The organism is Veillonella sp. CNR 79/14 (assembly GCF_003992185.1).
GTDB lineage: Bacteria > Bacillota > Negativicutes > Veillonellales > Veillonellaceae > F0422.
Map to the genome: position 1 here is coordinate 21,555 of NZ_RQVH01000022.1, position 7,129 is coordinate 28,683.

General features: G+C 40.6%; 7 protein-coding genes. 1 reads left to right on the plus strand and 6 read right to left on the minus strand.

Translation table 11 applies throughout. From position 1 onward, the window contains the following. Window positions 1-168 precede the first annotated feature (168 nt). Complete coding sequence (locus EO119_RS06880) at window positions 169-1,539, plus strand: NCS2 family permease (protein WP_009353152.1); 1,371 nt, start codon at window positions 169-171, stop codon at window positions 1,537-1,539. A gap of 259 nt (window positions 1,540-1,798) precedes the next feature. Here EO119_RS06880 and EO119_RS06885 read toward each other — a convergent pair whose 3' ends face one another. The 6 genes from EO119_RS06885 to EO119_RS06910 all read right to left on the minus strand — a co-directional run bounded on the left by EO119_RS06885 (window position 1,799) and on the right by EO119_RS06910 (window position 6,288). Beyond that, window positions 1,799-2,101, minus strand: a complete 303-nt coding sequence (locus EO119_RS06885; RefSeq protein ID WP_126941162.1) for a hypothetical protein — start codon at window positions 2,099-2,101, stop codon at window positions 1,799-1,801. A gap of 130 nt (window positions 2,102-2,231) precedes the next feature. Then, entirely contained in the window at window positions 2,232-3,014 is a 783-nt protein-coding gene (gene truA / locus EO119_RS06890; protein WP_126941164.1) for a tRNA pseudouridine(38-40) synthase TruA, read from the minus strand. Next, entirely contained in the window at window positions 3,011-3,817 is an 807-nt protein-coding gene (locus EO119_RS06895) for an energy-coupling factor transporter transmembrane protein EcfT (protein WP_126941166.1), read from the minus strand. Before EO119_RS06895 ends, truA begins: the two co-directional genes overlap by 4 nt. Next, window positions 3,807-4,676 (minus strand): energy-coupling factor transporter ATPase, encoded by an 870-nt coding sequence (locus EO119_RS06900; protein ID WP_126941168.1) that lies wholly within the window; start codon window positions 4,674-4,676, stop codon window positions 3,807-3,809. Before EO119_RS06900 ends, EO119_RS06895 begins: the two co-directional genes overlap by 11 nt. Continuing rightward, entirely contained in the window at window positions 4,661-5,503 is an 843-nt protein-coding gene (locus EO119_RS06905) for an energy-coupling factor transporter ATPase (RefSeq protein ID WP_126941170.1), read from the minus strand. The genes EO119_RS06900 and EO119_RS06905 overlap by 16 nt, the downstream gene beginning before the upstream one ends. 188 nt (window positions 5,504-5,691) lie before the next feature. Further along, complete coding sequence (locus EO119_RS06910; RefSeq protein WP_126941172.1) at window positions 5,692-6,288, minus strand: hypothetical protein; 597 nt, start codon at window positions 6,286-6,288, stop codon at window positions 5,692-5,694. Window positions 6,289-7,129 lie beyond the last annotated feature (841 nt).

Genomic DNA, 7,129 nt, shown 5'->3' on the forward strand with positions numbered 1-7,129 from the left:
AACCAGTGTCGCCTACTAATGTACTCCATTATAAACTTATTAGTATAATTTATATAATTTTATAAGTTTTATAATTTTTTTAAATAAATTGACTCAAAAAACCTATCCTAACCTTCTAGTCTATGCTACAATAAGGATGTAATTTTATTTATTACTAGGAGGTTCACCATGTTAGAACGCGTATTCGCCTTAAAGGAGCGAAATACTACAGTCCGTACAGAAATACTAGCAGGACTGACGACTTTTATTACGATGGCATATATTTTGCTATTAGCTCCCAACTTACTAAGCCTAGCTGGTATGGATAAAGATGCTGTATTAATTGCTACAGCCTTGGGTGGTGGTTTAGTCACCATTGCCATGGGAGTATTTGTTAATTATCCTATTGCTTTAGCACCAGGAGTTGGCCTATTAGCTTTTTATTCCTTCACCGTGGTTCTAGGTATGGGGTTAACATGGCAAACAGCATTAGGTGCTGTATTTATTTCTGGTCTTGTATTCCTTGTACTGACTCTGACGAAAATCCGTCAACTTATTATTGAAGCAATTCCTTCTTCTTTAAAGATTGCTATCACCGTAGGTATTGGCTTGTTCATTTGTATCATTGGTTTGAAACTATCTGGACTTATGACTATCGCCTTATCCTTACAACCTGGCACATTGAACGACATTGTAACTGCCAAAGGTCATGGAGCACCAGCTGCATCAGAAACCTTATTAACATTAGGAAACTTAAGCAACCCTGAAGTGCTTTTATCTCTTTTCTCTTTGTTCTTCTCTGCCGCTCTCATGGCTCGTCGTGTCCCTGGATCTCTATTAATTGGTGTTATCATCACATCTATCATTGCTTATGCGACTGGTATCGCTACTTTACCAGAATCTTTAAGCATTATAGCAGTCCCTGATTTCAGTAAAATTGCCTTTATGGAATTGGATATTTCATCAGCATTCCATGTTGGACTTATTACTATTATCTTTTCATTTACTTTCGTTGAACTCTTTGACTCCATGGGCACACTGATTGCTACTGCCTCTAAAGCAGGCATTGCAGACCCTAAAAAGGGTGAATTCCCAGGTCTTGGTAAAGCTATGATTGTAGACTCCCTTGGCGTTAGCTTCGGTGCTATGCTTGGTTCTAGCACAATTACTGCATTCGTTGAAAGTGCTGCTGGCGTAGGTGCTGGCGGTCGTACAGGATTGACTGCTGTTACTTGCGGCATCATGTTTATCCTTTGTCTATTCTTTGCTCCATTAATCGCATTAGTTCCGAATGCAGCTACAGCTCCTGTACTTATTTTAGTAGGAGCACTAATGATGGAAGCTATCCGTGAAATCGACTTCTCCGATTGGACAGAAGGTTTCCCTGCCTACTTAGTTATTGTATTAATGCCATTTACATACAGTATTGCTAATGGTGTTGCCGCTGGTCTTATTGTATATCCTTTGATGAAGTTTATCACTGGTCGTCATAAAGATGTACACTGGTTTATGTATGTACTAGGTGCGATTGTATTGGCAAAATACATTTGGTTTGAATAACATACTGAATAACATATAAAATAACTCCAAATACAATAGAGGAAAGTTGATTCCATCATCAACTTTCCTCTATTTTTTAGATTCTATAATACATGCTAGCACTACTCATATAAGAGTAATCGCCAACTTGTTTTACATGACAATAGGCATATCTCTCTATACATCAATGAAAGGGTCCCACAGGACCCTTTCATTGTATTTCGTATGTATTTCATATGCCTATAATCAACAGGGATCGGACCTAGTCCCAACTCTTGTACTACAGCAAGTCGTCTTCGTATACTGCTTCTTCAAAGAACAATGGCAACAAATCTTCACTATATTCATTCATGTCGCGGCCTGTTTTGGAGAATACCACAGATGCTGCAAAGCGCATTAATTCTGCTTCGTTCTCTGGATTGTTTACAAATTCATTAATAATTTTATCCATATCTAAATGGCGTTTCATAATGAATCGAGCTAATTTACGACGATTCACCGGATCATTCACCAATTCATCTACATCAATAATATACTCTGGCATTTTGATCGCAATATGCGTGTGGATTCCGTCTTCTTTCATGATAACCTCCTACATTGTACGCCCTATCGTAGGGCTACACTTATATATTAACAAATGTGATGTTTCACAACAATTACATAACGACTTTCTATCTGTTGCAGATACTCCTTATACATACCTGCATATCTGCCTATAGGTTCGCTATGCTCCGTACCCGCTCTTGTAAGCTAGCCTCATCAGTAAACACCGTATCTAAACACAGTCCATGGGCAGGCGCTGTTTTCCCGATTAATTGTCTATTCTCACCAGCTATAATACGTGGCACGTCCTCCGGTTGAAAGCGACCTAAGCCTACATCCACCAAGAATCCTGCTATATTCCGCACCATGTGATACACGAATCCATCTCCTAATACATGGATTCTGACAGTCGTTCCCTCTTGGAATACCTTTACAGCGTACATGGTTTTCACTGGATCTTGTACCGTCGTATTATGGCCTTTGAAAGTACTGAAATTATGTGTTCCTTCTAATGCCTTTGCGGCTTGCTTCATGGACGATATATCCAAAGGTTTGCGCACATGGTAGGCATAACGCAGTTGTAGTGGGTCCACCACGGCATCATTATGAATGGTGTAAATGTATTCCTTCCCTTTCACATAATTCCGTGGATTCCAATCCGACGGCAGTTCCTGTGCCTCACGGACCACAATATACGGTGGCATATGGGCAATGAGGGCTCGCATTAGATTGTCTACAGGAATCTTGCCGGTCGTGGTGAAAGCCACTACTTGCCCTCTCGCATGGACACCTGCATCCGTTCGAGAGGATCCGTAAATCGTAATGGGCTCATTACACACCTTAGACAAAGCTTCCTCAAGATAGCCTTGCACAGTAGGGCCATTCTGTTGCCGTTGGTACCCACAGAGCTCGGTCCCATCATAGGCGACGATGAGTTGTATGGTTCTTGTCATATACCAAGTCCCCATCGTAATACGGCTAACACAATACTTACCAATACCACGGCACCAATACCATAAGTATCTAATGAACTATATTGTAATTCTTTCAAGCGAGTACGCCCTTCTCCACCTCGGTAACAACGAGATTCCATAGCCACTGCCAATTCATCGGCACGGCGGAAAGCGCTAATAAATAATGGCACAAGTAAAGGTACCATATTCTTAGCTCGTTTCAGTAAGGATCCTGTAGTGAAGTCAGCACCACGGGATTCTTGGGCTTTCATAATGCGATCCGTTTCCTCTAATAAGGTCGGAATGAACCGCAAAGCAATGGTCATCATCATAGCTAGTTCATGAGCTGGTACGCCAAAGCGTTTCCACGGGTTTAGGAGTCTTTCAATACCGTCCGTCAAACGTATGGGCGACGTTGTATAGGTCAACAAGGAGGAAAACACGATTAAGAAAATCAATCGTCCTGCCATGAGACCGCCCAAATTGAGACCTTCTCGGCTGATGTGTAACCAACCATAGGTAAACAAGTATTCTCCCGGTGTAGTGAACACATGAATGGCCAAGGTGAATACGATGATGATCCACAATGGTTTAATGGATAGCCACACGAGTCGCACTGGCAAACGAGACAGACCCAAACAACCGAAGGTAAAGGCCGCCACAATGCTATATGTCACCAAACTGTCTGCAAAGAAGATCGCAATGATAAAGATCATAGTGGCTATAATCTTGGCCCGTGGATCCATGCGGTGGAGCAAAGAATCTCCTGGAAAGTACTGGCCGATGGTAATATTACTTAGCATGGTGCACCTCCTTGAGATAGTCGAAAATGTCTACTACTGCCTCATGGACATGGACACGGTCAATATTGACTGGAATATTTCGTTCTGCCAAAGCTTGTAATGTTTGCGACAATGGCGGTACATCGACACCCGCAGATTGTAATTTCTCACGGTCATTGTGGAAAATCTCGATAGGATTGCCATCTAGTAAAACTTTTCCTTGGTGCATCACGATCAAACGATTTGCCATGCGGGAAATATCTTCCATATTATGAGATACAAGGATAACGGTAATACCTTTTTCCTTGTGTAGTTTCATGATTTCTCCAAAGATTTCTTCTCGCCCAAATGGGTCAAGTCCAGCAGAAGGCTCATCTAGAATTAAATAGTCTGGGTCTAAGGCAATGACTCCGGCGATTGCCACACGTCGCATTTGTCCTCCCGACAAATGGAAGGGAGACCGCTCTGCATAGGTATCGTAGTCTAAGCCTACAAATTGCATCGCTTCTCGCACACGACGATCTATTTCTGCCTCATCGAAACCTAAATTTTTAGGACCAAAGGCAATGTCTTTAGCAATCGTTTCTTCAAACAGTTGATGTTCTGGATATTGGAATACCATGCCTACTTTGTGACGAGTTTGTTTAACTGTTTCTGTTTTACCTACTAGGTCCACACCATTGACTGTTACGGTACCTGAGGTAGGATGCAATAAACCATTCAGATGTTGTACTAAGGTGGATTTACCCGACCCGGTATGGCCGATGATGCCTACAAACTCACCTTCGTGAATGGTCAAGCTCACATCGTGAAGAGCCGTTTTTTCAAAAGGTGTCCCCTGTCCATAGGTGTAGGTTACATGCTCTAATTGAATTGACATATGGCCTCCCCTAGTTCTTCATTGCTAGTAATGCCCTTTGGCATAGTTACCCCTTTTTCTTGTAAGCGCACCGCAATTTCTGACGGCACCGGCACATCTAGACCAAGACCTTTTAACGTATCTACATTCATAAATACATCTTTTGGAGCTCCTTCATCGATGACCTTACCTTGTTTCATCACAATGATACGATCTGCTAAAGCTGCTTCTTCCATAAAGTGCGTAATATATACGATAGTGATGCCTTCTTCTTTATTGAGACGGTACACCGTATCCATGACTTCTTTGCGTCCTTTAGGATCGAGCATAGCCGTTGGCTCATCTAAAATAATGCATTTAGGTTTCATCGCTAAAACACCAGCAATGGCGATACGTTGCTTTTGCCCTCCTGATAATAAGTGCGGACCATGTAAAGCATAGTCCGACATGTTTACCGCTGCTAAGGCTGCGTCCACACGACTGCGAATCTCTGGGGCTGGTACCCCTAAGTTTTCTGGGCCAAAAGCCACGTCTTCTTCTACAATGGCTGCCACGATTTGATTATCTGGATTTTGGAATACCATCCCCACATTTTGGCGAATATTCCAAATTAAATTTTCTTCTTTTGTATCCATTCCTAAAACGGTAACGGTACCAGATGTAGGTTGCAATAGGACATTAAAGTGTTTGGCAAGGGTACTTTTACCACTCCCATTGGTCCCGATAATGCTGACAAACTCGCCTTCATGAATATGAACACTCACATCCTGTAAGGCGTGTACCTCACGGCCCATTTCGTCTTGGTACACATGACTCATATGGTCCGTACTGATCATAATTTGTTTCATTTTTTATCTAATTTCCTCTCTACGTAAGTACAATTGTTACTTCGTATTATAATCTACTTCATTATACCTTGTAGAAAGGTTTAGGACAATAGGCAACCTTGGGGAACCTATTATAGTTGACAAATTAAAAATCATCACTCTACATAAGTAGAATGGTGATAACTTATAAGGGGGATATAAAATAATTACTATTTTAAATATTGATGTAAGTCAATTTTGGTAAGAGTATCCTCTACAGCTCTATGAAAAGCTCTATCGTAGCTACCACTTGTTTTACCTACACTAGAGAAATCTTCATCCATCACATAATCGCCTTCCTGAGCATCATAGATAATAATATTAGTCATAATTGTCAGATTTTTTCTAAGACCAGTCCAGAAATTAACTTTTTCTTCAGCTGATGTAACACGAGTCGCCAACACCATAACATAACGAGTGCCTTCTTTTTCAGCTAGTGCTTTTAAATCTTTAGTGCGAAGTATAACACCCTTATCTTGATCTCGTTGTGTTTCATTACTATCATTATCTCTAATGTATACTTTTAAATCTTTTTGTGCTTTTGCGAATGGAATTGCTTCATAACCAACAGTATTTAACTTCTCGTTTACTTTTGTATATAATTCCTCACTAATCTCTAAAGGTTTACCTACGTGATTAGGATCTAATTGAACAAATAATGCAATTGGTTGTTTAGGTGTTTCTAATAAACCCATAGCATGTGTATTTACAACCCCTAATAAAAGTACAGTGAACGCCATAGCAAATAATACATATAGTTTTTTCATATTTATAATCCTCAAGCCCCCTTTTTTTATTATATAATATCTCTATATAATTTTAAAGCATTTCAAATTATATGCATTATCTCATTCTTTAAAAATAGAAGCCAGTTCTTTATAAAATTTTTCTAATATCTTGATTCTTGATGTTTTCTATGTATTCCTGACTGTGGGTTTTATTCGCCCTTCGGGCTTTAAAACCTTACGCCAGGAACTAAGCGATGCTCTATGATTTATGCGTCGCTTCTTCTTTTTTTACCTTTTTACATTTTCCTTTTCCTACTTTGTTCCTGGCTGTGGATTTTATTCGCCCTTCGGGCTTTAAAACCTTACGCCAGGAACTAAGCGATGCTCTATAATTTATGCGTCGCTTTGCTCCTTTAAATCATGAGCCCTGCTTATGCAACTTCCTGTTCTGCCCTGTGGATTTTCTTTACTCCCTTCGGTCGTAGAAAATCTTACGTTAAGGACTTTTATCCCTTGTCCTTTTTGTTCCTAGCTGTGGGTTTTGTTAGCTCCTATAGAGCTACAAAACCTTACGCTAGGAACTAAGCGATACTCTATGATTTGCGCGTCGTTTCACTCCTTCAAATCATGAGTCCTGCTTATGCGCGTGCTTCGCTCCTTTAAAAGTGGTTCACTGGGGATCCCAGGCCTATGGTATTCTTTCATAGATATTACTTCTGCCATATTGGCTGGAAACGGCCAGACCAAAATAATATATTGAATGAGAAAATAAAAAAGACGCCTCTCGGCGTCTTCTTTATTTCTTAATCAGCAACTTCCTATCCTCCCAGGCCGTTTCCAGCCAAGTACTTTCGGCGTTTACGAGCTTAACTACTGTGTT

Bases quoted from the DNA above. Each gene is read 5' to 3' on its own strand.
- EO119_RS06900 (WP_126941168.1), bottom strand. From the start codon at position 4,676: ATGTCAATTCAATTAGAGCATGTAACCTACACCTATGGACAGGGGACA.
- EO119_RS06880 (WP_009353152.1), top strand. From the start codon at position 169: ATGTTAGAACGCGTATTCGCCTTAAAGGAGCGAAATACTACAGTCCGT.
- EO119_RS06905 (WP_126941170.1), bottom strand. From the start codon at position 5,503: ATGAAACAAATTATGATCAGTACGGACCATATGAGTCATGTGTACCAA.
- EO119_RS06885 (WP_126941162.1), bottom strand. From the start codon at position 2,101: ATGAAAGAAGACGGAATCCACACGCATATTGCGATCAAAATGCCAGAG.
- truA (WP_126941164.1), bottom strand. From the start codon at position 3,014: ATGACAAGAACCATACAACTCATCGTCGCCTATGATGGGACCGAGCTC.
- EO119_RS06895 (WP_126941166.1), bottom strand. From the start codon at position 3,817: ATGCTAAGTAATATTACCATCGGCCAGTACTTTCCAGGAGATTCTTTG.
- EO119_RS06910 (WP_126941172.1), bottom strand. From the start codon at position 6,288: ATGAAAAAACTATATGTATTATTTGCTATGGCGTTCACTGTACTTTTA.